At 62.8% G+C, this 26,279-nt stretch carries 21 protein-coding genes; 14 read left to right on the top strand and 7 right to left on the bottom strand.

What is annotated here, in order from left to right; genetic code table 11:
• Window positions 1-65: 65 nt before the first annotated feature.
• Together E8E78_RS20175 and E8E78_RS20180 are read right to left on the bottom strand one after the other, a co-directional pair.
• Window positions 66-1,664: a BCCT family transporter gene (locus tag E8E78_RS20175; protein ID WP_059396283.1), complete on the bottom strand. Its 1,599-nt coding sequence runs from the start codon at window positions 1,662-1,664 to the stop codon at window positions 66-68.
• A 194-nt stretch (window positions 1,665-1,858) separates the two neighbouring features.
• A complete protein-coding gene (locus E8E78_RS20180) occupies window positions 1,859-2,950 on the bottom strand; it encodes a tartrate dehydrogenase (protein ID WP_016499198.1) in 1,092 nt (363 codons plus the stop codon).
• A 97-nt stretch (window positions 2,951-3,047) separates the two neighbouring features.
• On the opposite strand from E8E78_RS20180, the gene E8E78_RS20185 reads away from it, so the two are divergent.
• Window positions 3,048-3,959 carry a LysR substrate-binding domain-containing protein gene (locus E8E78_RS20185; RefSeq protein ID WP_049274198.1) on the top strand — a complete coding sequence of 304 codons (912 nt, stop codon included), beginning with the start codon at window positions 3,048-3,050 and terminating at the stop codon, window positions 3,957-3,959.
• Window positions 3,960-4,000: 41 nt separating this feature from the next.
• Here the strand turns inward: E8E78_RS20185 and E8E78_RS20190 are convergent, their stop codons facing one another.
• Window positions 4,001-4,483, bottom strand: coding sequence for an Lrp/AsnC ligand binding domain-containing protein (locus tag E8E78_RS20190; RefSeq protein ID WP_016499200.1), 483 nt, complete (start codon window positions 4,481-4,483; stop codon window positions 4,001-4,003).
• A gap of 123 nt (window positions 4,484-4,606) precedes the next feature.
• Here E8E78_RS20190 and E8E78_RS20195 point away from each other — a divergent pair, with 123 nt between their 5' ends.
• Window positions 4,607-5,638, top strand: a complete 1,032-nt coding sequence (locus E8E78_RS20195) for a histone deacetylase family protein (protein WP_280313418.1) — start codon at window positions 4,607-4,609, stop codon at window positions 5,636-5,638.
• A gap of 87 nt (window positions 5,639-5,725) precedes the next feature.
• Window positions 5,726-7,129 (top strand): amino acid permease, encoded by a 1,404-nt coding sequence (locus E8E78_RS20200; RefSeq protein ID WP_049274193.1) that lies wholly within the window; start codon window positions 5,726-5,728, stop codon window positions 7,127-7,129.
• A 126-nt stretch (window positions 7,130-7,255) separates the two neighbouring features.
• Here E8E78_RS20200 and catR read toward each other — a convergent pair whose 3' ends face one another.
• The gene (gene catR / locus E8E78_RS20205) at window positions 7,256-8,128 is read right to left on the bottom strand and encodes an HTH-type transcriptional regulator CatR (RefSeq protein ID WP_049274192.1); all 873 of its coding nucleotides are present in this window, start codon (window positions 8,126-8,128) and stop codon (window positions 7,256-7,258) included.
• Between the two features lie 135 nt (window positions 8,129-8,263).
• Between catR and E8E78_RS20210 the strand changes: the two genes are divergently transcribed.
• The 5 genes from E8E78_RS20210 to E8E78_RS20230 all read left to right on the top strand — a co-directional run bounded on the left by E8E78_RS20210 (window position 8,264) and on the right by E8E78_RS20230 (window position 13,670).
• Complete coding sequence (locus E8E78_RS20210) at window positions 8,264-9,385, top strand: muconate cycloisomerase family protein (RefSeq protein WP_049274190.1); 1,122 nt, start codon at window positions 8,264-8,266, stop codon at window positions 9,383-9,385.
• Window positions 9,386-9,406: 21 nt separating this feature from the next.
• Window positions 9,407-9,697, top strand: a complete 291-nt coding sequence (gene catC, locus E8E78_RS20215; RefSeq protein ID WP_016487549.1) for a muconolactone Delta-isomerase — start codon at window positions 9,407-9,409, stop codon at window positions 9,695-9,697.
• A gap of 43 nt (window positions 9,698-9,740) precedes the next feature.
• On the top strand, window positions 9,741-10,676 hold the full coding sequence (gene catA, locus E8E78_RS20220) for a catechol 1,2-dioxygenase (RefSeq protein ID WP_016499205.1): 936 nt from the start codon (window positions 9,741-9,743) through the stop codon (window positions 10,674-10,676).
• 239 nt (window positions 10,677-10,915) lie between these two features.
• Window positions 10,916-11,410, top strand: a complete 495-nt coding sequence (locus E8E78_RS20225; RefSeq protein WP_049274188.1) for a GNAT family N-acetyltransferase — start codon at window positions 10,916-10,918, stop codon at window positions 11,408-11,410.
• Between the two features lie 163 nt (window positions 11,411-11,573).
• Window positions 11,574-13,670, top strand: coding sequence for an EAL domain-containing protein (locus tag E8E78_RS20230; RefSeq protein ID WP_016499207.1), 2,097 nt, complete (start codon window positions 11,574-11,576; stop codon window positions 13,668-13,670).
• A 173-nt stretch (window positions 13,671-13,843) separates the two neighbouring features.
• Here E8E78_RS20230 and E8E78_RS20235 read toward each other — a convergent pair whose 3' ends face one another.
• On the bottom strand, window positions 13,844-14,668 hold the full coding sequence (locus E8E78_RS20235) for an aldo/keto reductase (protein WP_049274186.1): 825 nt from the start codon (window positions 14,666-14,668) through the stop codon (window positions 13,844-13,846).
• A 246-nt stretch (window positions 14,669-14,914) separates the two neighbouring features.
• On the opposite strand from E8E78_RS20235, the gene E8E78_RS20240 reads away from it, so the two are divergent.
• Window positions 14,915-15,793: a DMT family transporter gene (locus E8E78_RS20240; RefSeq protein ID WP_016499209.1), complete on the top strand. Its 879-nt coding sequence runs from the start codon at window positions 14,915-14,917 to the stop codon at window positions 15,791-15,793.
• A gap of 8 nt (window positions 15,794-15,801) precedes the next feature.
• Here the strand turns inward: E8E78_RS20240 and E8E78_RS20245 are convergent, their stop codons facing one another.
• Window positions 15,802-16,704 carry a LysR family transcriptional regulator gene (locus E8E78_RS20245; RefSeq protein WP_028613150.1) on the bottom strand — a complete coding sequence of 301 codons (903 nt, stop codon included), beginning with the start codon at window positions 16,702-16,704 and terminating at the stop codon, window positions 15,802-15,804.
• A 368-nt stretch (window positions 16,705-17,072) separates the two neighbouring features.
• Here E8E78_RS20245 and katG point away from each other — a divergent pair, with 368 nt between their 5' ends.
• The 3 genes from katG (at window position 17,073) to E8E78_RS20260 (ending at window position 22,311) form a co-directional block, all read left to right on the top strand.
• On the top strand, window positions 17,073-19,328 hold the full coding sequence (gene katG / locus E8E78_RS20250; RefSeq protein WP_280313414.1) for a catalase/peroxidase HPI: 2,256 nt from the start codon (window positions 17,073-17,075) through the stop codon (window positions 19,326-19,328).
• A 255-nt stretch (window positions 19,329-19,583) separates the two neighbouring features.
• Window positions 19,584-20,795, top strand: a complete 1,212-nt coding sequence (locus E8E78_RS20255) for a M24 family metallopeptidase (RefSeq protein WP_016499212.1) — start codon at window positions 19,584-19,586, stop codon at window positions 20,793-20,795.
• A 181-nt stretch (window positions 20,796-20,976) separates the two neighbouring features.
• On the top strand, window positions 20,977-22,311 hold the full coding sequence (locus tag E8E78_RS20260; protein ID WP_280313412.1) for an MFS transporter: 1,335 nt from the start codon (window positions 20,977-20,979) through the stop codon (window positions 22,309-22,311).
• A 129-nt stretch (window positions 22,312-22,440) separates the two neighbouring features.
• Here the strand turns inward: E8E78_RS20260 and E8E78_RS20265 are convergent, their stop codons facing one another.
• Window positions 22,441-23,448 carry a GlxA family transcriptional regulator gene (locus E8E78_RS20265; protein WP_016499214.1) on the bottom strand — a complete coding sequence of 336 codons (1,008 nt, stop codon included), beginning with the start codon at window positions 23,446-23,448 and terminating at the stop codon, window positions 22,441-22,443.
• Between the two features lie 180 nt (window positions 23,449-23,628).
• On the opposite strand from E8E78_RS20265, the gene pssA reads away from it, so the two are divergent.
• Complete coding sequence (pssA, locus tag E8E78_RS20270) at window positions 23,629-24,957, top strand: CDP-diacylglycerol--serine O-phosphatidyltransferase (RefSeq protein WP_080889301.1); 1,329 nt, start codon at window positions 23,629-23,631, stop codon at window positions 24,955-24,957.
• Window positions 24,958-25,263: 306 nt separating this feature from the next.
• Window positions 25,264-26,259 carry an IS110 family transposase gene (locus E8E78_RS20275; protein ID WP_016497900.1) on the top strand — a complete coding sequence of 332 codons (996 nt, stop codon included), beginning with the start codon at window positions 25,264-25,266 and terminating at the stop codon, window positions 26,257-26,259.
• Window positions 26,260-26,279 lie beyond the last annotated feature (20 nt).

The following is a 26,279-nucleotide window of genomic DNA, read 5'->3' on the forward strand; positions in this document are numbered from 1 at the left end:
TAACAGGTCAGGCAAAAAAATTTGCAGCCTTTCAGAGGGGCCGCAGTACGGCCCCTCTGATTGAATCAATGCACGGCAGCAGCGCTGCGCGGGGCATGGTCGGCAGGTTGCTCACCGGCCATCCGTGCAGCCTCTTCTTCGATGACGTGGGCCGGTACCTGGCCGTAGTCGGCGATCATCCACTTGAAAAAGCCATAGATCTTCACCAGCAGAATCACCATGAACGGGATTGCGGTGAGCACCACGGCGGTCTTCATGGTCGACAGCGAGGCCTTGGCGAACAGCATGGCCAGTGGCACCAGGGTCAGCACCACGCACCAGAACAGGCGGTGGGTGGGTGTCGGGTCGTCACCTTCACGCAGGTTGCGGGTGCTGGTGGCAGCCACCGCATAAGCCGCAGCGTCCATGTGCGAAGCACAGAAGATGGCCATGATGAACAGGTACACACCGAGGAACACCTGGCCCCACGGCAAGGCCAGCAGCAGGTGTGTCACGGCCGATTCGCCGCCTTGTTCGGCGAGCATTTTCGGCACATCCACGGCGCCGGTGATGAACTGGTGCATGCTGTAGCTTTCCAGCGCGCCGAAGAAGAACCAGCAACCGAAGCTGCCCCCCAGCAGCAGGGCCAGGACCACTTCCTTGATCTGCCGGCCGCGCGAAACGCGGGTGACGAACATGGCCACGCCCGGGGCGTACGACACCCACCACAGCCAGTAGAACACCGTCCAGTTGCGGGTAAAGGCACCGTCGCCCGCCGGGTCGGTGAACAGGCTCATGTGCACGTAGTTCTGGATCATCAGGCCAATCGAGTTGGCAGTGTTGTTGAGGGTGAACTGGGTCGGGCCCACCAACAGCACAACCGCGGCAAACACCAGCGCGCCGATGCACACCATCTTGCTCAGGCGCTGCAGGCCACCATCGATTCCGATGTAGGAGCTGAGCGAGAACATCACCGCCACGCCGCCGATCACCATCAATTGCACGGTGAACGTATCCGGGGTGCCGGTCAGGTCATGCAGGCCGCGCGTCAGGGTAGAGGCGGTGAGGGCCAGCGACACGGTCAGTGCGCCCATCATGGTCAGCAGGAAGATCAGGTCGACGGTACGGCCCACCGGCCCGGTGGCCTTGAAACCTGTCACCGCTTCGATAACCGAAGCCAGGTTCAGGCCGCTCTTCTTGCGTACATGGAAGTGGTAGGCCATGGCCAGCGAGGCCAGGGCGTAGATCGACCAGGCGCTGATACCCCAATGGAAGAACGAGTAGCCCACGCTGTACTCGAGTGCCTTGGGGGTGGCCGCGGCGATGTTCAGGCCCGGGGTTTGGTAGTAGTAAGCCCATTCCATCACGCCCCAGTAGAGGGTCGACGAACCCATGCCTGCGCAGATGAACATGAACACCCAGGTGGCGGTGGCGTATTCAGGCTTGCCACTGCCCAGGCGGATGTTGCCGTACTTGCTGAAGGCCAGGTACAGCACGGCCAGGGTACTGCCAAACACCAGCATCTGCACGCTGGTACCGAAGGTGCGGGTGGACAGCTCGAACAACTGGTTGGCGGCGCTTTCAGCCTGGGCGGGGAAGGCTGCAAGGCCGATCACGGTGAGCAATACGGCGATCAGGCTCACGGTAATCAGGAACACATCAATCTTTTTATTCTTGTGCGACATCATCGTCTCCTGGACGTTGGCGTACTTGTTATACCCGGCAGGCATCCGGGGTGTTGCGGTACCACTCCTTCCTTGGCTGTTAACCATAAGTTAACTAATATCTAATGGTTAACAGATTTTGCATACAATCCACGCCGCTCGCAAGAGGCAAAGGGCCGATTGTCAGACACTTCTGACAATCGGCCCCGGGTACATCAGGCTTCGATCAGCGCGGTGATGGCCTGGCCCACTTGCTGGGTAGACTGCTGGCCACCCATGTCGCGGGTTACGTCACCGGCGGCGATGACCTGCTCGATGGCTTTGAGGATGTCATCATGGGCAGCGCGGTAGCGTGGGTCGGTGCCTTCGTTGCCGAGGAAATCGAGCATCAGCGCACCGGACCAGATCATCGCGATCGGGTTGGCGATGTTCTTGCCGTAGATGTCCGGGGCCGAGCCGTGCACCGGCTCGAACAGCGACGGGAACTTGCGCTCGGGGTTCAGGTTGGCCGATGGCGCGATGCCGATGGTGCCGGCGCAGGCCGGGCCGAGGTCGGACAGGATGTCGCCGAACAGGTTCGAGGCCACGACCACATCGAAGCGGTCTGGTTGCAGTACGAAGCGGGCGCAGAGGATATCAATGTGCTGCTTGTCCCAGCTGATTTCCGGATAATTGGCTGCCATTGCGGCGGTGCGTTCGTCCCAGTACGGCATGCTCACGGCCATGCCGTTGGACTTGGTGGCCGAGGTGACGTGCTTGCGCTCGCGGGTCTGGGCCACTTCGAAGGCGTACTTGAGAATGCGGTCGACGCCACGGCGGGTGAACACCGATTCCTGCAACACGAACTCGTTCTCGGTGCCTTCGAACATGCGCCCGCCCAGCGACGAGTACTCGCCTTCGGTGTTTTCGCGGATGACCACGAAGTCGATGTCGCCGGGTTCACGACCAGCCAGCGGGCAGGGTACGCCGGGGAACAGGCGCACCGGGCGAATGTTCACGTACTGGTCGAAGTCGCGGCGGAACTTGAGCAGCGAACCCCACAGCGAGATGTGGTCCGGCACTTTGTCTGGCCAGCCCACGGCACCAAAGTACAGGGCGTCGAAACCTTTGAGCTGTTCGAACCAGTCGTCCGGCATCATCTTGCCGTGGGCCAGGTAGTAGTCGCAGCTGGCCCACTCGAAGAACTCGAAGCTGATGTCCAGGCCATGCTTGCGCGCAGCGGCCTCGACCACCCGAATGCCTTCAGGCAGTACTTCGTTGCCGATGCCGTCGCCTGGGATTGCCGCGATTCTGAAGGTCTTGCTCATGGGGTGCACTCGTTGTCTAGGGAACAGGTGCTGGCCATGCTATAAGGGCTTGGCCTGGAGATAATCTGGCCAATCATTGATTCTTGGAACACGATACGTGAACAATCTGCCCAGCCTCGACGACCTCAATATCTTCCTGCAAGTGGCCAAGCGCGCCAGCTTCGCGGCCGTTGCCGACGAGCTGGGCATGTCGGCGGCGTACATCAGCAAGCGCATTCGCGTGCTTGAGCAAACCCTGGAAGTGCGCCTGTTGCACCGCACCACCCGGCGGGTGACGGTGAGCGAGGAGGGCGAGCGGGTGTATCAATGGGCCTTGCAGATATTCGACGCCGTGCAGCGCATGGGCGATGACATCAGTGCCCAGCACCGCGAGCCGGCCGGGCAGTTGCGCATTGCCAGCAGCCTGGGGCTGGGCCGGCGCTTCGTGGCGCCGGCTCTGTCGGAGTTGGCCGAGCGCTACCCGCGGCTGGACATTCGCCTGGATGTGCACGACCGCCTGGTGGACCTGATTGCCGAAGGTGTCGACCTGGACATCCGCGTGGGCAACGCCATTGCCCCCAACCTGATCGCCAAGCCGCTGGCCCGCAACCGCCGGGTACTGTGCGCCGCCCCGGCGTACCTGGCGCGGCGCGGCACGCCCAAGGTGCTGGGCGACCTGGGCAGCCACGACTGCCTGGTGATCAAGGAACGCGACCACCCGTTCGGCGTGTGGCAACTGATGGGGCCGCTGGGTGAAGAAAGCGTGCGGGTGACCGGCGGCCTGTCGACCAACCATGGCGAAGTGGCGCACCAGTGGTGCCTGGACGGGCGCGGGATACTACTGCGTTCATGGTGGGACGTGCACGACAGCTTGCAGGACGGGCGCCTGGTGCAGGTGTTGGAGGCTTATCACCAGCCGGCGGACATCTGGGCGGTGTACACCTCGCCGCTGGCCAGCTCGGCCAAGGTGCGGGTGGCGGTGGACTTTTTCCGCCAGTACTTTGCCGAGCGGTACAGCTTGCCGGAGTAGGCCGCTCCCACAAAAGTCAAAAGCAGGTTGGGTAAAGGCCTTCAGGGCACAGGTATTCGGGAAACCGCCTTCACTTCGCGCAGCGCCAGGCTCGACTGGATCGAGGCAATGCCTGGCTGACGACGCAACACCTCTTCCACGAATCGCCCATAACTCTCCAGGTCATTTGCCAACACCGTCAGCACATAGTCAGCCTCGCCGGTCACCTTGTGGCAGGACAGCACCTGCGGCAGCTTCAGGATCACCTGCTCGAACTCATCCGGTGCGTTGGCCGAATGGTTGCCAAAGCGCACCTGGGCAAACGCCATCACGTCGTAGCCCAGCTTCCTGCGGTCGAGGTTGGCCTGGTAATCCTTGATGATGCCCAGCTCCTCCAGCCGTTTGCGCCTGCGCCAGCAGGGCGTCACGGTCATCGACAAACGCTCGCCCAGCGCAGCGCTCGACAGGGTGCCGTCCTCCTGCAGAAGGCGCAGCAGCTCGCGGTCGGTGTCGTCCAGTTGTTCAATAGCAAAGGCTTTGCTCATAGGTAACCAAACTTGTGAATACTTTGCTCAAGCATCCGGTTTGATTGAGCATAAAGCAAAGCATTTTCACCGCTGTGTCGCGAAAATTGGTTATCCGGTAACCCCTTGAAAAAGGACATTCGCTTGCTGACAGTCTTTAGCAACAACCACCGCTTGCACCATGGCTCGGAACTCAAGGACGGCGCCATTACGCCGTCGTTCGAAAATCCCCAGCGTGCCGACACCGTGCTGGCCCGGGTGCACAGCACCGGCCTTGGCGATGTCATTGCCGAACAGGCCTTCAACCGTGGCTGCTACGTGGCGGCGCACAGCGAGCGCTATGTAAGCTTCCTGGAAAATGCCTGGCAGGAATGGGCCGCCACCGGCAAGACCCACGATGCACTGCCACTGGTTTGGCCAGTGCGCGACCTGGCCATCGACCGTGAGCCCGGCTTCATCGACGGCAAGCTGGGCTTCTATGCCATGGACGCGGGGGCCCCGATCACCGCCGGCACCTGGGAGGCGGTGCGCAGCAGCGCCAACGTTGCCTTGACCGGCATGCAGCGCATCATCGACGGTGCCGACAGCGCCTTTGCCCTGTGCCGCCCACCGGGGCACCATGCAGCACGGGAATACATGGGCGGCTACTGCTACCTGAACAACGCCGCCATCGCAGCCGAGCGCTGCCTCAGTCAAGGCGCCAAACGCGTTGCCGTGCTGGATGTGGACTTCCACCACGGCAACGGCACACAGAACATCTTTTACGATCGCCCCGATGTCTTCTTCGCCTCCCTGCATGGCGACCCGCACGTGTCCTACCCGTACTTTTCCGGCTACGCCCATGAACAAGGCGCAGGCGCTGGCGAGGGTTTCAACGCCAACTACCCGATGGGCAAGGGCACACGCTGGGCCCAGTACAAGCCGGCTTTGCAGGATGCACTCAAGCGCATCGTCGCGCACAAGCCGCAGTTTCTGGTTGTGTCGCTGGGGGTCGACACCTTCGAGAATGACCCGATCAGCCACTTCAAGCTCACCAGCGAAGACTTCCTGCGCATGGGCGCCGAGATCGCCAGTGCGGGTATCCCGACCCTGTTCGTGATGGAAGGCGGCTACATGGTCGACGAAATCGGCATCAACGCCGTGAACACCCTGCAAGGGTTCGAAAGCGCGCGCTAACCCGCGTAACCAGCCATGGCGAAGCCTGTAAAGGGCTTTGCCACGGCACCGCGACATGTGACAGGCCAACAATAACAAGAGGTCGCCATGCAAGACATGCCCGCAAGCCTTGAGCAAAGCAAACCGGTAACGCCCGACCGTGAAGGGCACCTGCAACGCACGCTGGAAAACCGCCACATTCAGCTGATTTCCATAGGCGGCGCCATCGGCACCGGCCTGTTCATGGGCTCCGGCAAGGTGATAGCGCTGTCCGGCACCTCGATCCTGCTGGTGTACGCCATCCTCGGGTTCTTCGTGTTCTTCGTCATGCGCGCCATGGGCGAGCTGCTGTTGTCCGACCTGCGCTTCAAGTCGTTCGCCGACATCGTTGCCCATTACCTGGGGCCGCGCGCCGGCTTTGTGCTGAGCTGGTCGTACTGGTTGAGCTGGAGCGTGGCAGTGGTCGGCGACGTGGTCGTGGTGGCCGGGTTCTTCCAGTACTGGTACCCCGATGCACCGGCCTGGCTACCCGCGTTCTTCACCCTGTTCGTGCTGCTGGGGCTAAACATGCTGGCGGTGCGGATTTTTGGCGAGGTGGAGTTCTGGTTCGGCATCATCAAGATCGTCGCCATCGTGCTGTTGATCATCACGGCGGCGGTGATGATCGCCACCTCCTATACCTCACCCAATGGCGTGGTTGCTTCGCTGTCCAACGTGGTCGCGCCGGGCGCGGTGCTGCCCCATGGCATCAGCGGTTTCTTTGCGGGCTTCCAGATTGCCGTGTTTTCCTTTGCCGGCACCGAACTGATCGGCACCACCGCCGCCGAGGCAAAGAATCCGCATCGTTCGCTGCCCAAGGCCATAAACACCATCCCCTTGCGCATTCTGCTGTTCTACATCCTGGCGCTGGTGTGCATCATCAGCGTGGTGTCGTGGGCCGAGGTGCCGGCCAACCGCAGCCCCTTCGTCGAGCTGTTCCTGCTGGCCGGCTTCCCCGCGGCGGCCGGCATGATCAACTTCGTGGTGCTGACCTCGGCAGCCTCTTCGGCCAACAGTGGTGTCTACTCGGGCTGCCGGATGCTGTTCGGGCTGGCCGAGCGGCGTAACGCGCCGGCCCTGTTCGCCAGGCTTTCGGCACTGAGCGTGCCGGTGTACAGCCTGGTGTTTTCCGGCGTATGCATGCTGATCGGGTTGAGCCTGCTGTTCATCATCCCGGAGGTGATGACGGTGTTCACGCTGATTTCCACCGTGTCGGCAATCCTGGTGATCTTTACCTGGTCGATGATCCTTGCGGCGTACCTTGCCTATCGCAAACGCAACCCGCCTGCGCACGATGCCTCGGCGTTCAAGTTGCCGGGCGGGGTGCCGATGGCCATCACCACCCTGGGTTTTCTCGGCTTTGTGCTGGTGCTGCTGGCGCTGCAGCCGGATACCCGGTTGGCGCTGTGCGTGATGCCGTTGTGGTTCGTGTTCCTGCTGCTGGCCTACCGCCGCCGCGCAGCACACCCCTGAGCGGATGACATATCCCTGTGGGAGCGGGTTCACCCGCGAAGGCCCCAACGCGGTGCATGGCACCGGCTGCGCCGGTGTTCGCGGCTAAAGCCGCTCCCACAGGTCCCGCGTGGCTTCTGGTTTTACTCACCCGATCTGCTGGGCGATCAACCCCAGGCACCGCTGCACGATCGGGCTCACGTCACCCTTGCGCCGGCTAAGTATGATCGGGCTGACGGCGCTGCTATCAAGCAAGCCGACATACTCGATATCGGTGCGGTGCTGCTGTTGTACCGATGCTGGCACCAGGGTTACCCCCACGCCGACGGCCACCAGGCCGATGGCCGTCTGCAGTTCGTTGGCCCACTGGCTGACGCGGATGCTCATGCCGTGCTGGGCGAACAGCGCAAGCACGTGGTCGGCATAACTGGGCCGGGGGTTGGCCGGGTAGAGGATGAACGCCTCGCCAGCCAGCTGGGCGAGGCTGAGCGGGCTGCCCGCCAGCGGGTGGCCCTTGGGCAGCACGGCCACCAGCGGGTCTTCACGCAGGACCTGTTGCGCAATGGCCGCGTCCTCGATGCGAATGCGCCCGAAGGCGATGTCGATGCGCCCGCTCTTCAGCGCTTCCACCTGCTGCAGCGTGGTCATCTCGCTCAGCCCCAGTTCCAGCTCGCTGTCCTGGCGCAGCTCGCGGATCAGCTCTGGCAGCACGTTGTACAGGGTCGAGGGGGCAAAGCCGATGCCCAGCCACTGGCGCTGGCCCTGGCCAATGCGGCGGGTGTTGTCGCTGATGTTCTGCAGTTGCTGAAGCACGGTGCAGCTCTGCTCGTAGAAGAAGCGGCCGGCCTCGGTCAGCCGCAGCGGGCGTTCGCGCGCTACCAGCAAGGTGCCGAGCTCGTCCTCCAGCTGGCTGATCTGCCGGCTCAAGGGCGGTTGTGCAATGTGCAGCAGCTCGGCGGCGCGGGTGAAGTTCAGGGTCTCGGCCAAGACCTTGAAGTAACGCAGGTGGCGCAGCTCCATCAGACCTCCAGGGTATGGTGGGAGATTCATTTGATATTGGACGGTCATCAGGGTCTCGCGCAATCCTTGAACAATCAAGTAAATGCACCATTCGGGCCTGCAACTGGCAGCCCGACCTGACGGGACCTGGCAACAATGACAAGCGCGCTGATTGAACGTATTGATGCAATTATCGTCGACCTGCCGACCATTCGCCCGCACAAGCTGGCAATGCACACCATGCAGCAGCAGACCCTGGTGGTATTGCGTGTGCGTTGCAGCGATGGCGTGGAAGGTATCGGTGAGGCCACCACCATCGGTGGCCTGGCCTATGGCTACGAAAGCCCCGAGGGCATCAAGGCCAACATCGACGCGCACCTGGCCCCGGCGCTGATCGGCCTGGAGGCAGACAACATCAACGCCGCCATGCTCAAGCTGGACAAGCTGGCCAAGGGCAACACGTTTGCCAAGTCGGGTATCGAAAGCGCCTTGCTCGATGCCCAGGGCAAACGCCTGGGCCTGCCGGTCAGCGAACTGCTGGGCGGCCGTGTGCGCGACAGCCTGGAAGTGGCCTGGACCCTGGCCAGTGGCGACACCGCCCGTGATATCGCCGAAGCCCGGCACATGCTGGAAATTCGCCGTCACCGGGTGTTCAAGCTGAAGATTGGCGCCAACCCGGTGGAGCAGGACCTCAAACACGTGGTGACGATAAAACGCGAACTGGGCGACAGCGCCAGTGTGCGAGTGGACGTGAATCAGTACTGGGACGAATCCCAGGCCATCCGCGCTTGCCAGGTGCTTGGCGACAACGGTATCGACCTGATCGAGCAGCCGATTTCGCGTATCAACCGCGGTGGCCAGGTGCGCCTGAACCAGCGCAGCCCTGCACCGATCATGGCCGATGAGTCCATCGAAAGCGTCGAGGATGCCTTCAGCCTGGCCGCCGACGGCGCCGCCAGCATCTTTGCCCTGAAAATCGCCAAGAACGGCGGCCCGCGTGCTGTGCTGCGCACTGCGCAAATCGCCGAGGCCGCCGGTATCGGCCTGTATGGCGGCACCATGCTCGAGGGCTCGATCGGCACCTTGGCCTCGGCCCACGCCTTCCTTACCTTGCGCCAACTGACCTGGGGCACCGAGCTGTTCGGCCCGCTGCTGCTGACCGAAGAAATCGTCAACGAGCCGCCGCAATACCGCGACTTCCAGCTGCACATTCCCCGTACCCCAGGCCTGGGCCTGACCCTGGACGAACAGCGCCTGGCGCGCTTCGCCCGTCGCTGATCAGCAAACAAGGAGATAATCATGCTGTTCCACGTGAAGATGACCGTGAAACTGCCGGTGGACATGGACCCGGCCAAGGCTACCCAGCTCAAGGCCGATGAAAAGGAACTGGCCCAGCGCCTGCAACGTGAAGGGACTTGGCGCCACCTGTGGCGCATTGCCGGGCACTACGCAAACTACAGCGTGTTCGATGTGCCCAGCGTCGAGGCGTTGCACGACACCCTGATGCAACTGCCGTTGTTCCCGTACATGGACATCGAGGTCGACGGCCTGTGCCGGCATCCCTCGTCGATCCACAGCGACGACCGCTGATACGCACCTGTCTACCTGACAAGAACAATATGAGGTACGCCCGATGACCGTGAAAATTTCCCACACTGCCGACATTCAAGCCTTCTTCAACAAAGTGGCGGGCCTGGACCACGCCGAAGGCAACCCACGCTTCAAGCAGATCATCCTGCGTGTGCTGCAAGACACCGCGCGCCTGGTCGAAGACCTGGAAATCACCGAAGACGAGTTCTGGCACGCCATTGATTATCTCAACCGCCTGGGTGGCCGTAACGAAGCCGGCCTGCTGGCTGCAGGCCTGGGCATCGAGCACTTCCTCGACCTGCTGCAGGACGCCAAGGATGCCGAAGCCGGCCTGGGTGGCGGCACCCCGCGTACCATCGAAGGCCCGCTGTATGTCGCCGGGGCGCCGCTGGTACAAGGCGAAGCGCGCATGGACGACGGCACCGACCCAGGGGTGGTGATGTTCCTGAAAGGCCAGGTGTTCGACGCCGAAGGCAAGCCGCTGGCCGGCGCCACCGTCGACCTCTGGCACGCCAACACCCAAGGTACTTATTCGTACTTCGACTCGACCCAGTCCGAGTACAACCTGCGCCGCCGCATCATCACCGATGCCGAGGGCCGCTACCGTGCGCGCTCCATCGTGCCATCAGGGTATGGCTGCGACCCGCAGGGCCCGACCCAGGAATGCCTGGACTTGCTCGGGCGTCATGGCCAGCGCCCGGCGCATGTGCACTTCTTCATCTCGGCACCCGGGCACCGCCATCTGACCACGCAGATCAACTTCGAGGGTGACAAGTACCTGTGGGACGACTTTGCCTACGCCACCCGTGACGGGCTGATCGGCGAGCTGCGTTTTGTCGAGGATGCTGCGGCGGCGCGTGACCGCGGCGTTCAAGGCGCGCGTTTTGCCGAACTGGCGTTCGACTTCCACCTGCAGGGGGCCACGGCGGTGGAGGCCGAGGCACGCAGCCACCGGCCGCGTGCGTTGCAGGAAGGATAACGACCGATTGACGTAGCCCTTGTAGGAGCGGCCTTGTGTCGCGATAGGGCTGCGTAGCAGCCCCGGCAATTACAGCGGTGACGCCGAAAATCGGGGGCCGCTGTGCGGCCCTATCGCGACACAAGGCCGCTCCTACAGGAACCTTCATTTTTGCCTGGGCCTTTCCGTGCGGGGAGGGCCTGGGCTTTTTGCTGTTGGGCCCGGTGATCTAGAATCGACCTTTTCCCTGAGCCCCGCCCATGCTGCCCATCGCGCTGCTGCCAACCACCGCTGACCAGGCTCCGCTGATCCGCAACCTCTACCAGTTCTATTCCTACGAGTCCTCCGACTGGGAGCAGGAGGACGTCGAAGTGGACGGCCGCTTCTATATCCACGACGAGCACCTGCACCGCTACTGGCAGGACGACGGCTGGGGCGCCTACCTGGTGCTGGCGGACGGCTTCATCGCCGGCTTCGTACTGGTGGAACGCAGCGAATTGCCGGGCATCGACGCGCTGGAACTGGCTGACCTGTTCATCCTGAAAAAGTACCGCCGCCAGGGCATCGGCCAGGCGGTGGCGTTGCAGCTGCTGGGCGGTGAGGGCGACTGGTTGCTGCGGTGCTACGCACATGATGCCCCGGCCGTGGCGTTCTGCAAGGCCGTACTGGCGAACCTGTCGCGCCCGGCGCAGGCCATTGCCCTGGCTGATGAACCGGACCTGCTCAGTTTCCTGGTGAGCGGCGCCCGCCATTGAGGGTTTGCCAGCCTTCGTTCGTCCTTGAAGAGGAATAGCGACATTTTTGTGAGCTACTTCACAAAATCGTCATGAGCGGCATAATGCCATCAACGCTTTCAATAACCCGGCCACCTCTTGCCGGGGTCCCTTTTCATGCGCTTCGAAGGTTCAGGTAAAGTTCATGTCGTTAGTCGCAAGCCCCGACATCATGTACCGGCTATTGATTCAGAGTGTGGTGGACTATGCCATCTACATGCTCACCCCCGAAGGGGTCGTCGCCAACTGGAACCCCGGCGCTCAGCGTGCCAAGGGGTACCACGCCGAGGAAATCGTCGGCCAGCATTACTCGTTGTTCTACACCGATGCCGAGCGCGCCGCCGGGTTGCCCGCGCATAACCTGGAGCAGGCGCGCAGCACCGGGCGCTTTGAAGAGATCGGTTCACGCCTGCGCAAGGATGGCTCGGCCTTCCACGCCCATGTGGTAATCGATGCGGTGTACGACGATGCCGGCCAACTGGTGGGGTTTGCCAAGGTTACCCGCGACATTTCCGAACGCCGCCGTCAGGAGCTGGAGCTGCTGCAGGCCAAGGAACTGGCCGAGCAGTACAGCCAGGAAATGGCCAAGCTTTCGCAGTTCCTGGATTCGGTCATTGCCAATATCCCCGCCAGCGTCATCGTCCAGGACCTGGAAAGCCAGCGTATCCTGCTGGCCAACCAGCAGGCCGAGCGCCTGTTCGGCGGGCCAGAGCGCAGCATGATCGGCCAACTGCCTGGCGAGTGCCTGAGCCCGGCGGCTGCCGACTACCTTGAGCAGCAACTGGCCCGTGGTGCCCGTAGCACCAAGGGCCATGCTGCCGAGACCCGGGTCGACACCGCCCGTGGCCCGCGTACCCTGCGCAGCCGTACCTTGCTCAGCCAGAACCGCGAAGGCCAGGCTGATTACGTGCTGTTTGTTGCCGAAGATGCCACCGAGGAACTGGCCGCCCACGCGCAGATCCACCACATGGCGCACCATGACGCGCTCACCGGGCTGCCCAACCGCACGCTGTTCAACGAACGCCTGCGCCAGGCGCTGGTGCGTGGCAGCGAGAACGCCAAGCTGACCGCTGCACTGTGCCTGGACCTGGATAACTTCAAGAACATCAACGATTCCCTGGGCCATGCCTTCGGCGACAAGTTGTTGCGTGAGTTGGGTAAGCGCCTGCGCCGTGAGCTGCGTGAACACGACACCCTGGCCCGCCTGGGCGGTGACGAGTTTGCCGTGGTGCTGACCGGGCTTGATGGCCGCGATGCCGCGTGCAACACCGCGCAGCGCCTGATCAATGCCATTTGCCCGCCGTTCCAGATCGAAGGCCACCAGTTCACGGTGGGGGTGAGCATCGGCGTTGCCATTGCCCCCGATGACAATGACCAGGCCGAGCAGTTGCTCGGCTATGCCGACATGGCGCTGTACGAGGCCAAGCGCAACGGGCGAAACCGCTACGAGTGCTTCGAGGTGGAACTGGACGTTGCAGCCCGCCAGCGCCGCCTGGTGGAAACCGACCTGCGTACTGCGCTGCACCTGGGTCAGCTGCAACTGCACTACCAGCCGGTGGTCGACCAGCAGACCCATTGCATCACTGGCTACGAGGCTTTGCTGCGCTGGGAGCACCCGAGCCGTGGCATGGTGATGCCCATGGACTTCATCCCCATCGCCGAGGAAACCGGGTTGATTCATGAGCTGGGCACCCGGGCCTTGAACCTGGCCTGCCAGGAAGCGGCCAGCTGGGACAGCGAGCAGACGGTGTCGGTCAACCTGTCGCCGGTGCAGTTCAAGAATGCCAACCTGGTGCAGGTTGTGGCCTTGGCCCTGGCCGACTCGGGCCTGCCGGCGCAGCGCCTGGAACTGGAAATCACCGAGTCGGTGCTGCTGGGTAACAGCGAGGAAAACGTGCGCACCTTGCGCGCGCTGAAAGACCTGGGCGTGTCCATTTCGCTGGACGATTTCGGCACCGGCTATTCATCGCTCGGCTACCTGCGGTCGTTCCCGTTCGACCGCATCAAGATCGACAAGTCGTTCGTGCATGACATGTGCGAAAGCCGTGAGGCGATGTCGATCATCCGTGCCATTACCGACCTGTCCAACAGCCTGATGATCAAGACCACGGCCGAGGGGGTGGAGTCGGAAGAGCAGATGCGCCGGCTGGCGGCGGAAGGGTGCTCGCATTTCCAGGGCTACCTGTACGGGCGGCCGGCACCGGCGAGTGAGCGGTTGAAGCAGGTCATTACGCCAGGCTGACGGCTCACGCAGCCCATTGTGGGGGTAATTGTCTTGCTCAAATTTTAAGAGCTTGTGCAATCCTTGTGGGAGCGGGCATGCCCGCGAACACCGGCGCAGCCGGTGCCAGCCACCGAGTTGGCTTCTTCGCGGGCACGCCCGCTCCCACAAGGTCCGTGTCGCGCTTACGAATTTCAGCTATTCCAGTCTGGCGCAAACGCCGGGCTTACCACCCGCTGATCTTTCGGCAATTGGGCAATCGCCGCGCGATCCTCGTCGTCCAGTTGCACGTTCAATGCTGCCAGGTTGGCCAGCTGGTTCTCGCGGCTACTGGCCTTTGGGATCGCCGCCACACCGTCCTGGTCCAGCAACCACTTCAGCGCCACCTGGCTGGGCAGCACGCCGTGCTTGCGGGCAATCGCCTGGATCACTGGCTGCGCCGCCGCCTGGCCGCGGGCCAGCGGGGTGTAGGCGGTAAGCAACAGGTCATGGTGGCGGGCGTAGTCCAGCAGCGGTTGCTGGCCGAGCAGCACGTGGTATTCCACCTGGATCGCCGACAACGGCGCCCCCAGGGTTTCCACCACCTGGCGCAGCAGGCCCAGCGGGAAGTTGGCCACACCAATGTGGCGCGCCTTGCCCTCGTCACGCAGCGCTACCAAGGTGTCGATGCTGCGTGCCAGGTCCCAGTCCTTGCCGGGCCAGTGAATGTGGAACAGGTCGACCTGCTCGGTGCCCAGGGCGCGCAGGCTGTCTTCAAGCGACTGGCGCATGGCCTTGGGCTCCAGGCGGTCCCACCACACCTTGGTGGTGAGGTGGATCTGCTCGCGTGGCACGTCGCTGTCGCGCAGGGCCTGGCCAACGGCCGCTTCGTTTTCGTAGGCGGTGGCAGTGTCGATGTGCCGGTAACCCACGTCCAGCGCCTGGTGCACGGCCTGGGTACATTCGGTGCCGGTCATTGGCCAGGTGCCCAGGCCGATTGCTGGCAGGTCCAGACCGCTACGGGTGGTGAGCCTTTGCATGTAAATTCCTTGTAGGGTGTGCAGGGTTCGCACTCGATGGTGGGTGATCAGCGAGGCGCGGGCCATGCGTTCAAGGCACAAAGTGGTCGATCAGCGAACAGTAATTGCAGCCGGCGTGGACAAGCGGCAAATGAACTTCCTTATGCTGCGGCATCTCTTCTAGAATTCGAGCAGTCGCATCCGCCAGGCCACGCCTGTGCGGCCTTCCTTGGGCTTGCCTGCTGGCGCGCCGTCATCGAGAGAGCCATGAGTTCCAGTACACCGCTGTCCGGCGTCAACCAACCCCTGCGCGGCATCGCCTTGGTGGTGGTGGCGACGTTGCTGTTTGCCAGCCACGATGCCTTGTCCAAATTCCTCGGCGGCCTGTACCCGATCGTCATGGTGGTCTGGGCCCGGTACGTGGTGCATACGCTGCTGATGGCCGGCATCTTCCTGCCCAAGTCAGGCCTTAACGTGCTGCGTACGCGCCGCCCGGTGTTGCAGACGCTGCGGGCCTTGAGCCTGCTGAGCACCAGCCTGCTGTTTACCACTGGCCTGCAATACCTGCCGCTGGCCGAGGCCACTGCGGTCAACTTTCTTGCCCCGGTGCTGGTCACCGCGTTATCGGCACCTTTGTTGAAAGAACGGGTGACTGTGGGGCAGTGGGTGGCGGTGGTGATGGGCTTTATCGGCGTGCTGGTGGTGGTGCACCCGGGTGGAGCGATGTTCACCCCGGCAATCCTGTACCCGTTCGGCTCTGCGCTGGGCTTCTGCTTCTATCAGTTGCTGACGCGCATCCTCGCAGCCCATGACAGCCCGACCACCAGCAACTTCTATGCAGGGCTGTGCAACACCTTGGCGATGAGTGCGCTGGTGCCGTTCTTCTGGGAGACGCCGCGTTGGGACCATGCGCTGCTGATGCTGGCGCTGGGGGGCTTTGGCATGACTGCACACCTGCTGCTGACCCAGGCCTTCCGCCATGCAGCCCCGGCGTTGCTGGCGCCATTCAGCTATTGCCAGATCGTGTTTGCCGGGCTGCTGGGGGTAATCATCTACAGGCAGGTGCCGGATACCCTGAGCCTGGTGGGTATTTCGGTGATCTGCCTCAGTGGGCTGGGCGCGGCGTGGATGCAGCGCAAGAAGTAAGTGATTAGCTACCGGGCCATGAACTGCAGGATGCGTTCGCGTAGCCAGCGCTCGGCCGGGTCGTTGTCCTGGGCGCCGCTCCAGACCATCGACAGTTCTGCCTCGGTGATGTCGAACGGCGCCGGGTCGGCGCGCAGGCTACCGTCGTCGGCCAGGGCGCAGGCGGCGTAGTCCGGCACGGTGGCAATCAGCTCGGTGTTGCGCAGCAGGGCGCGCAGGCTGCCGAACTGCGGCACCGCCAGCACCACCTTGCGGCAACGGCCGATGCGCGCCAGGTCCAGGTCGATGTTGCCGCTCATGTCGCCGGAGAACGACACCATCACATGCGGGCGCGCGCAGTATTCATCGAGGGTAAGCGGGCCGGGGCGGTCGTCGGCGCGCAGCACGCGCACGCCGATGTCGCGCAGCTTGCGGCGTTTGGCCGTGGCCGGCAGGTCGGTGGTGTAGCTCACACCTACCGAGATTTCGCCGCTGGCCAGCAGGCCAGGCATCAGCAGGAAGTTGGCGCGCCGCACCACCACACTGATATCCGGGGCTTCTTCGCGCAGGGCCTGCAGCAAGGCCGGGAACAGGCCGAACTCGGCATCGTCCGACAGGCCCAGGCGGAACACATTGCAGCTGCTGGCCGGGTCGAATTCGCGGGCGCGGCTGATGGCGGCGGAAATCACGTCCATCGCTGGCGCCAGTTCGGCAAAGATCTGCAGGGCCCTTGGCGTGGGTTCCATGGCCCGGCCACTGCGTATCAGCAACGGGTCGTCGAACAGCTCGCGCAGGCGGGCGAGGGCGGCGCTGACGGTGGACTGGGTGATGAACAGCTTTTCACCGACGCGGGTCAGGTTGCGTTCGATCATCAAGGCTTCGAACAGCACCAGCAGGTTCATGTCAACGCGGCGCAGGTCGTTGCGGTTCATTGGGCTCAGGTTCCGGATATAGAGGGCTTGGCGGTGTATTGAAGCACGCCGCTGGCCTGCTTGCCTTGTATGAATGTGCCGGCCTCTTCGCGGGTGAACCCGCTCCCACAGGTAGGGCACAGGATTCAAGACTGGTGCAATACCTATAGGAGCGGGTTCACCCGCGAAGAGGCCAGCCTAAGCAAACCTGACAGAGCCAGCCTATCAACCCCTAACAGCCACTCTATTAGAACTCTGCCCAAGCTCGTCTAGTCTTTCCCGTGGCCCCGTGTAGACCTGATGAGGGGTAGCACGAGCCCACACGCTCGGCTGAAAGAACACCTGGCATAGACCGGAAATCTGGATAACCGACCCAAAGGTACCCGCAGATGTCGAACGAATCGAAATGCCCGTTCCATCAAACCGCAGGTGGCGGCACCACCAACCGTGACTGGTGGCCTGACCAGCTCAACCTTCGCATTCTTCACCAGCATTCGTCGAAATCCAGCCCCGATCCGGACTTCGATTATGCCAAGGCGTTCAAGAGCCTCGACTTCCAGGCCCTGAAGCAAGACCTGACCGCCTTGATGACCGACTCGCAGGACTGGTGGCCCGCCGACTTCGGCCACTACGGTCCGTTGTTCATCCGCATGGCCTGGCATAGCGCGGGCACCTACCGCATCGGTGATGGCCGCGGTGGCGCGGGTTCTGGCCAGCAACGTTTCGCCCCTTTGAACAGCTGGCCGGACAACGTCAGCCTCGACAAGGCCCGGCGCCTGCTGTGGCCGATCAAGCAGAAATACGGCAACAAGATTTCCTGGGCCGACCTGATCGTGCTCACGGGTAACGTTGCCCTCGAATCCATGGGCTTCAAGACCTTCGGTTTCTCTGGCGGGCGCGCCGATGTGTGGGAGCCGGACGAAGATGTGTATTGGGGCTCGGAAAAGGTCTGGCTGGGCGGCGATACCCGCTACGGCAAGGAACAGGTCAAGGCCCAGCCGCCAGGCCAGGGTGACCTGGTGGCCGAGCCGGCCAAGCACGGCGAAGAACAGAATCGTGACCTGTCGGCCGAGCGGAACCTGGAAAACCCGCTGGCCGCCGTGCAGATGGGCCTGATCTACGTGAACCCGGAAGGCCCGGAAGGTAACCCCGACCCGGTGGCCTCGGGCAAGGACATCCGTGAAACCTTTGGCCGCATGGCCATGAACGATGAAGAAACCGTGGCGCTGATCGCCGGCGGCCACGCCTTTGGCAAGACCCACGGTGCCGGCCCTGCGGACAACGTCGGCCCCGAGCCGGAAGCTGCGGGCCTTGAGCTGCAGGGCCTGGGTTGGCCCAACAAGTTTGGTACTGGCAAAGGGGGGGATACCATCACCAGCGGCTTGGAAGTGACCTGGACTTCAACCCCGACCAAGTGGAGCAACGAGTACCTCAACAACCTGTTCAACTTTGAGTGGGAATTGACCAAGAGCCCGGCCGGTGCGCACCAGTGGCGGCCGAAAGAGGGCAAAGGCGCAGGCACCGTGCCGGATGCCCACGATCCGGGCAAGAAACACGCACCGTCGATGCTGACTTCCGACCTGGCGCTGCGTTTCGACCCGATCTACGAGCCGATCGCCCGTCGCTTCAAGGACAACCCGGACCAGCTGGCGGATGCCTTTGCCCGTGCCTGGTACAAGCTGATCCACCGCGACATGGGCCCGCTGGCCCGTTACCTGGGCCCGGAAATGCCCAACGAAGAGTTGCTGTGGCAAGACCCGTTGCCCAAGGCAGATCCAGCCACGATCAGCGAGCAAGACATCGCAGATCTCAAGACCAAGATCCTGGCTTCGGGCTTGAGCGTGGGCGAACTGGTCTCCACCGCGTGGGCATCCGCGTCGACTTTCCGTGGCTCCGACAAGCGCGGTGGGGCCAATGGCGCCCGCCTGCGCCTGGCACCGCAGAGGGACTGGGCTGCAAACCAGGGTGTAGATAAGGTGCTGGCGGCGCTGGAAAAGATCCAGAGCGAGTTCAACAACGGCGGCAAGAAGGTTTCTCTGGCCGACCTAATCGTGCTGGCCGGTACCGCAGCCGTTGAAAAAGCCGCCAGGGACGCCGGTTACACGGGCAGCGTAGGGTTCCGCCCGGGCCGCGTCGATGCGTCTCAGGCGCAGACCGATGTCGAGTCGTTTGCCGTGCTGGAGCCGTTGGCCGATGGCTTCCGCAACTTCACCAAGGCCCGCTATAGCGTCAAGGCTGAGAAGCTGCTGCTGGACAAGGCCCAGTTGCTGACGCTGACGGCGCCGGAGCTGACCGTGCTGATTGGCGGCCTGCGCGTGCTGGGCGCCAACCATGGCGGCAGCAAGCAGGGCGTGTTCACCGACAAGCCCGGCACCCTGAGCAACGACTTCTTCCGCAACCTGCTGGACATGGGCGTGGAATGGAAGCCGACCTCGGCGGACAACGAGGCCTTCGAAGGCCGCGACCGCAAGACCGGGCAGGTGAAGTGGAGTGGTAGCCGGGTTGACCTGGTGTTTGGTTCGCATGCCCAGCTGCGGGCGTTGAGCGAGGTGTATGGCAGCAGTGATGGGGGTGACAAGTTCGTGCGGGACTTTGTGGCCGCCTGGCAGAAGGTCATGGAACTGGATCGTTTTGACCTGAAGTAACGGTGTTGCGGGGGGCGCGTTGCGCCCCATTCGCGGGCTTGCCCGCTCCCACAGGCACAGCGCAGCCTCTCAAGGCGGTAAAAATCCTGTGGGAGCGGGCAAGCCCGCGAATGGGCTGCAGAGCAGCCCCTTGGCCCTGGTGATCCCGCCAATTCCAGGTCGGATAGATACAAAAGCGTCCTCGTCGGTTCTGTTGCAATGCTTCTCAGGCGGCCGGCCTGAACAGCGTGCTCACAACGACAAGGAACCCCGACCATGCAAATGCCCAAGACCCTGAAAATCCGCAATGGCGACAAGGTGCAGCCGACCTTTTCGGCGCAGGAATATGCAGCCCGCCACGCCCGGCTGCGGGCCTACATGGCCGAGCAGGACATTGAAGCGGCGATCTTCACGTCGTATCACAACGTCAACTACTACAGCGACTTCCTCTACTGCTCGTTCGGCCGCCCGTATGCGCTGGTGATCACCCAGGACAAAGTCGTCTCGATCAGCGCCAATATCGATGGCGGGCAGCCCTGGCGGCGCACGGTCGGCACTGACAACATCGTCTACACCGACTGGCAACGCGACAACTACTTCGTTGCCATCCAGCAGGCGCTGCCGCTGGCCTCGCGCATCGGCGTCGAACACGACCATCTCAACCTGCAGAACCACGCCAAGCTGGCCGCCTGCTACCCCAAAGCCGAGTTGTTGGACATTGGCGCGCCGTGCATGCGCATGCGCATGATCAAGTCGGCTGAGGAGCAGGCGCTGATCCGCCACGGTGCGCAGGTGGCCGACATTGGCGGTGCGGCGGTGGTGGAGGCGCTGCGCGAGCAGGTGCCGGAGTATGAAGTGGCGCTGCATGCCACCCAGGCGATGGTCCGTGAAATTGCCAGGCGCTTCCCCGATGCGGAGCTGATGGACACCTGGACCTGGTTCCAGTCCGGGCTCAACACCGATGGCGCGCACAACCCGGTGACCAGCCGTCGCGTCGGCAAGGGTGAAATCCTTAGCCTCAACTGTTTCCCGATGATCGCTGGCTACTACACCGCGCTGGAGCGCACACTGTTCCTTGACCATTGCCCGGATGAATACCTGCGCCTTTGGCAGGCCAACGTGGAGGTGCACGAGGCTGGGTTGAAACTGGTACGCCCGGGCATGCGCTGCAGCGACATCGCCCGTGAACTGAACGAAATCTTCCTGCGCCACGACCTGCTGCAGTACCGCACCTTTGGCTATGGCCACTCGTTCGGCACCTTGAGCCACTACTACGGCCGCGAAGCGGGGCTGGAGCTGCGCGAAGACATCGACACGGTGCTGGAGCCTGGCATGGTGGTGTCGATCGAACCGATGATCATGCTGCCCGAAGGGCGACCGGGGGCGGGCGGGTACCGCGAGCATGACATCCTGATCGTCAATGACAACGGCGCCGAGAACATCACCAGGTTCCCGTATGGGCCGGAGCACAACATCATTCGCAAATAAAGACCGCAGCTGGCCTCATCGCCGGCAAGCCAGCGCCTGCAGATACTGCACAGCATGCAATGCCTGTGGAGTCCCGTGTGGGGGCTGGCTTGCCGGCGATGAGGCCAACCCGGACAACAAAAATATCACTGTATGACCACCAGACCCTGCCTCCAATTAAAAGAACCAGAGGGTACCCGTCATGTCCAGCACCACACTTGACCCATCCGCCGTCGCCGGTCCCGCACACAACGCCGAACGCCAGGCCCTGCGCAAGGCCGCCCGGGCCAGTTTCATGGGCAACTTCGTCGAGTGGTTCGACTACGCCGCTTACGGCTACCTGGCCACCATCATCGCCGCCATCTTCTTCTCGCAGACCGACAAGACCACCGGCCTGCTGGCAACCTTCGCCGTGTTTGCCCTGTCGTTCCTGGTCCGCCCGCTAGGCGGTATCGTCTGGGGGCACTTTGGCGACCGCCATGGTCGGCGCAACGCACTGTCGTGGTCGATCCTGATCATGTCGGTATCGACCTTCTGCATCGGCCTGCTGCCTGGTTATGCGCAAATCGGTTTGTGGGCGCCGGCGCTGCTGTTGCTGATCCGCCTGGTGCAGGGTTTTTCTGCGTCGGGCGAGTACGCCGGTGCTGCGGCGTTCCTGGCCGAATACGCGCCGCCCGGCCGGCGTGGCCTGTACACCAGTATCGTGCCGGCCAGCACGGCAGCGGGGTTGCTGTTTGGTGCGGCGTTCGTGGCCGTACTGCACGAACTGCTCAGCAGCGAAGCCCTGCATGAATGGGGCTGGCGCCTGCCGTTCCTGCTGGCGGCGCCGTTCGGCCTGGTGGGGCGCTATATCCGCATGAGCCTGCAGGACACGCCCAAGTTCCTGGAGATGGAGCAGCGCCTGGAACACAAGGCCGGCATGGGCCCGACGCCGCTGCGCGAGCTGCTGGGCCAGCACCGCCGCAGCCTGGCCATCGGCATTGGCGTTACTTGCCTGAACGCGGTGGCGTTCTACCTGCTGCTCAGCTACATGCCGACCTACCTGTCCAGTGAAATGGGCATGAGCGAGCGGGATTCATTCATTGCTTCGACAGTATCGCTCGCCACTTATATTGGCTTGATCTTCCTGATGGGGCGGCTGTCCGACCGGTTTGGCCGCAAGACCATGCTGGTGGTGGCTTCGCTGTTGTTCCTGGGGCTGACCGTGCCGTTGTTCCGCCTGCTTGACGGGCAACCGCTGCTGGTCATCCTGGCGATCCAGATTTGCTTCGGGGCGATACTGGCAATGAACGACGGAACCTTGCCGTGCCTGCTGGCCGAGATTTTCCCGACCCGGGTGCGCTTCAGTGGGTTTGCCCTCAGCTTCAATGTGGCCAACGCGCTGTTTGGCGGGACTGCACCGTTCATTGCTACTTGGCTGATTCAGGTGACTGGCAGCAAGCTGGCGCCGGCGGGGTATTTGCTGGCGGCAGCACTGGTGGCACTGGTGGCCATGCTGATGTGCCGGGAAACGGCGCACTCGGCACTGGAAGATTGATAAGCCTGTACTGGCCTCTTCGCGGGTGAACCCGCTCCCACAGGGGCCTCACAGGCCTGAGCATTGTGCAGTCCCTGTGGGAGCGGGTTTACCCGCGAAGAGGCCGGCAAAACTATTGCAATATCCGGATCAGTGCAAAGAGGCTTGCCGCCGCTCCCCCAGCGGCGACAAGCCAAAGAACCGGCTGTAACTCTTGGAAAAATGCGCCGGCGAGCTGAACCCGCAGGCCAGCGCCACCTCGCGCACCTGCACATCGCTGCGCAGCAGCAACTCCCGCGCCCGCGACAGCCGCAGCTCCAGGTAATACTGGCTGGGCGTGCGCTGCAGGTACTTGTGGAACAGCCGCTCCAGCTGGCGCACGGTCACCTCGTTGAGGCTGGCAAGCTCCTCGAGCCCCAGTGGTTCCTCCAGGTTGGCCTCCATGATCGCCACCACCTGGCTCAGCTTGGGTTGGGCGCTGCCAAGCAGGGTGCGCAGCGGTACCCGCTGGCGATCGCGCTCGCCCCGCACCCGGTCGCACAGCAACAGCTCTGCCGCCTTGGCGGCAATGTCCTGGCCCCCGGGTTCGCGGGCCACCAGTTGCAGCATCATGTCCATGGCTGCCACACCGCCCGAGCAGGTATAACGGTCGCGGTCCAGTTCGAACAGCTGGCTGGAAATGACAATGCCGGGGAAGTGCGCCTGCAATGTCGGCAGATCTTCCCAGTGGATGGTGCAGCGGTAGCCTTTGAGCAGTTCGGCCTTGGCCAGCAAGTAGCTACCGGTGCAGATACCGCCCAATGGCAGGTGCTGGCGGGCCAGCTTGCGCAACCAGTCAATCAGCGGGCGGCTGCTACGGCCACGGTCGATCGGGTTGGCGCCGACCACCAGCAACGTGTCCAGCTCCGGAGCGTTGGCGATGCTGTAGTCGGGCAGTACCCGCATGCCGTTGCTGGCGACCACGGGTGCCTCGTCTGCGGCAATCAGCACGCTGCGAAACAGAGGCTTGCGCGCGGCCAGGTTGGCCATGCGCAGGGTTTCCACCGCCGACGCCAGGCCGATGGTGGTGAAATTGGGCAAAATCAGAAAGCCGAAGGTCTTTACGGAACAACTCTTTACAATAGACGGCGACAGGTTTGTAGAAGCGGGGTGGACCATTGCGCTGTTCCTGTGCAAGCTGAGGCAGAGTTCGTCAGGGGCAGAAAGAAATACAGCCTCGCGTGGTTCTTGTTGTTATAGGTCGTTGCCGGGTTGATCTTACACCCCTGGCGCAGCGGCCAGGAATGGCCCCGCCGGCTGGCAGGGCCGACAGTGATTGCACAGAGAAGGTGATCGTTCGTGAACCCCGAATCCATGCTGGCGGCATTGCCAGGCTACGCCATATCGCCCGAGTCGATCCAGGTGCTGCCCGATGCCAAGGCATACCGCGCCTGCCTGCTCGAGCGCATCCGCACCGCGACCCGGCGCATCGTCATCGTCGCACTGTACCTGCAGGAAGACGAGGCCGGCCAGGAAGTGCTGGATGCCTTGTACCAGGCCAAGGCCGAGCGGCCAGGCCTGGAAATCACCATCGTGGTCGACTGGTTCCGTGCCCGCCGTGGTCTGCTGGGGGGCGGGCGTCAGCCGGGTAACGCTGCCTGGTATCAGGCCCAGCGCCAGTTGCGCGGGCTGGATATCGTCATTCACGGGGTACCGGTGCAGACCCGCGAGCTGTTCGGCGTGCTGCACTTGAAGGGCAGCATCATCGACGATTGCGTGATCTACACCGGCGCCAGCCTGAACAACGTCTACCTGCACCGCTTTGACCGCTATCGCCTGGACCGCTACCACCTGTTCCAGTCGCCGGGGCTTGCCGACGCCATGGTCGACCTGGTACAGCGCCTGTTGCACCACACCGCCACACCACGCCTCGACTTGCCTGCACAACCTGCCACCCGCAGCCTGCGCGGCGATATCCGGCGCTTGCGAGCGCGGTTGCGGCGCATGGCCTACGAGGCACCAGCCAGCGTGGCAGGGCAGGGGTTGCGGGTGATTCCGCTGCTGGGCGTGGGCCGTGGCAACCCGTTGAACCGGGCAATGTGCGCCCTGTTGGCGACGGCGCGCACGCAACTCATCATCAGTACGCCGTATTTCAACCCGCCGCGCGTGGTCATGCGCGAGCTTGACCATGCGCTGGAGCGGGGGGTGCACGTTGAGCTGATCGTCGGTGACCGCACGGCCAACGACTTCTATATCGCCCCGGGTGAGCCGTTCAGTGCCAGTGGCGCCTTGCCTTATCTGTACGAAGACAACCTGCGTGCCTTCGCCCGACGCCGCCATGCGGCGATTGCCAGCGGCCAGCTACAAGTGCGGATCTGGAACGATCCCGGGCATACCTTCCATGCCAAGGGCGTGTGGGTTGACCAGCGCTATTCGCTGCTGACCGGGAACAACCTGAACCCGCGCGGGTTCAACCTGGACCTGGAAAACGGCCTGCTGATCGATGACCCGCAAGGGCAATGGCTGGCGCCACGGGAAGCGGAGCTGACCGAGCTACGCCGGCATGCGCCGAAGATTGCCTCGGCAGAGGCCTTGGGGGTGAAGGCCGAACACCCCAAGGAAGTACGCAAGCTTCTGCGGCGGTTGCGTTTTAGCCGATTGGAGCCGTTGATCAAGCGGGTGCTCTGATGATTTGTCGGGTGCGCTCTTCGCAGGAGCGTCCCGGCAAGGCCGCTCCTTGTATGTTGTGCCTAGCCTGATGAGAGAGGTTATTCTCGTCAGGCTATAGAAGCACTTCCGGGGAGGCCGATCGCTCCTGAAGGCAGGGTTTGCCCCTGACCTTGTCTGTAGAGAGGCCCCCCGCCTCATTGCCCACTACGAAGAGTATCGAGAAGCCGACAAGTCGGACTTCGCATTACAAGGTTGCAGCGGCATGAAGTTCGAGGTCGGGGAACCGGAGGCCATTGTTACCTAACTCGCTTGGGAGTGGGAAGAATGAATGTCTGTGTGGGCCTGGATATTGGTTCTCGTACGTCGATCGTTGGGGTGCGTAAAGATGGGCGTCCCGCTGGACAGTGGGATATCGCTCAAACCCCTGCTGGTCGTAAGGCAGCGGTGAAAAAGCTGCAGGCGCTCAAGCCCAAGTCGATCGTGATGGAGGCGACCGGAATCTATTACCTGGACCTGGCCCTTGAGCTGCATGCTGCGGACCTTCCTGTTTCGGTGATCAACCCCAAGAGCTTCCATAATTTCGCCAAGCTGATGCTGGTGAACAGTAAAACTGACTCGATAGATGCTCAGTTGCTGTCCGAGTACGGTGAACGTATGACACCGCGCTTGTGGACACCGCCAAGCTCCGTACAGCTTGAGCTGAGGGCTCTTGGCCGGCACATCAATCGTCTGGTCGGGCACCGCACCAGGGCGAAGAATGAGCTGCATGCATTGCAGGCGACCGCTACGACCGTGTCGATGCTGATCGAAGATCAAGAGGAAGCGATTGCCACTTTGGACAATCGCATTGAGCGTTTCCGCAAAGCCGGACGTGAGTTGATCGCTCAGTGTCCGACGCTTAACCGGCAGTACAAGCAGTTACTAGCGGGCCCGGGAATGGGAGAAGTCTCGGCACTTGCTGCCTTGGCTGAGCTGACCACCCTTCCTCAAATGCTCAAGTCCTCTCAGGTCGCTCGTCATGCTGGTCTAGATGTTCGACAGACACAGTCGGGGACAAGCATTGATAAACCTGGTCGGCTCGGCAAAAGCGGGAATGCCTATTTACGGGCGGCCATGTACATGCCGGCGCTGACGGCGGTGCGCTGCGATCCTTACGCGAAGGCCTTTTATGAATCGCTGGTCAGCAGGGGGAAGAAAAAAATGCAAGCGATCGCCGCTGTCATGCGCAAGTACCTGACAGGCATATGGGCATGCATGCGCGGCGATGAACCATTTGATACGGCCAAGCTTTTCAGCTCTGAACACCTTAGAAAAGCTTGACCGCCAACAGAGTATCTACA

Source organism: Pseudomonas sp. BN505 (assembly GCF_029873175.1).
Lineage (GTDB): Bacteria > Pseudomonadota > Gammaproteobacteria > Pseudomonadales > Pseudomonadaceae > Aquipseudomonas > Aquipseudomonas putida.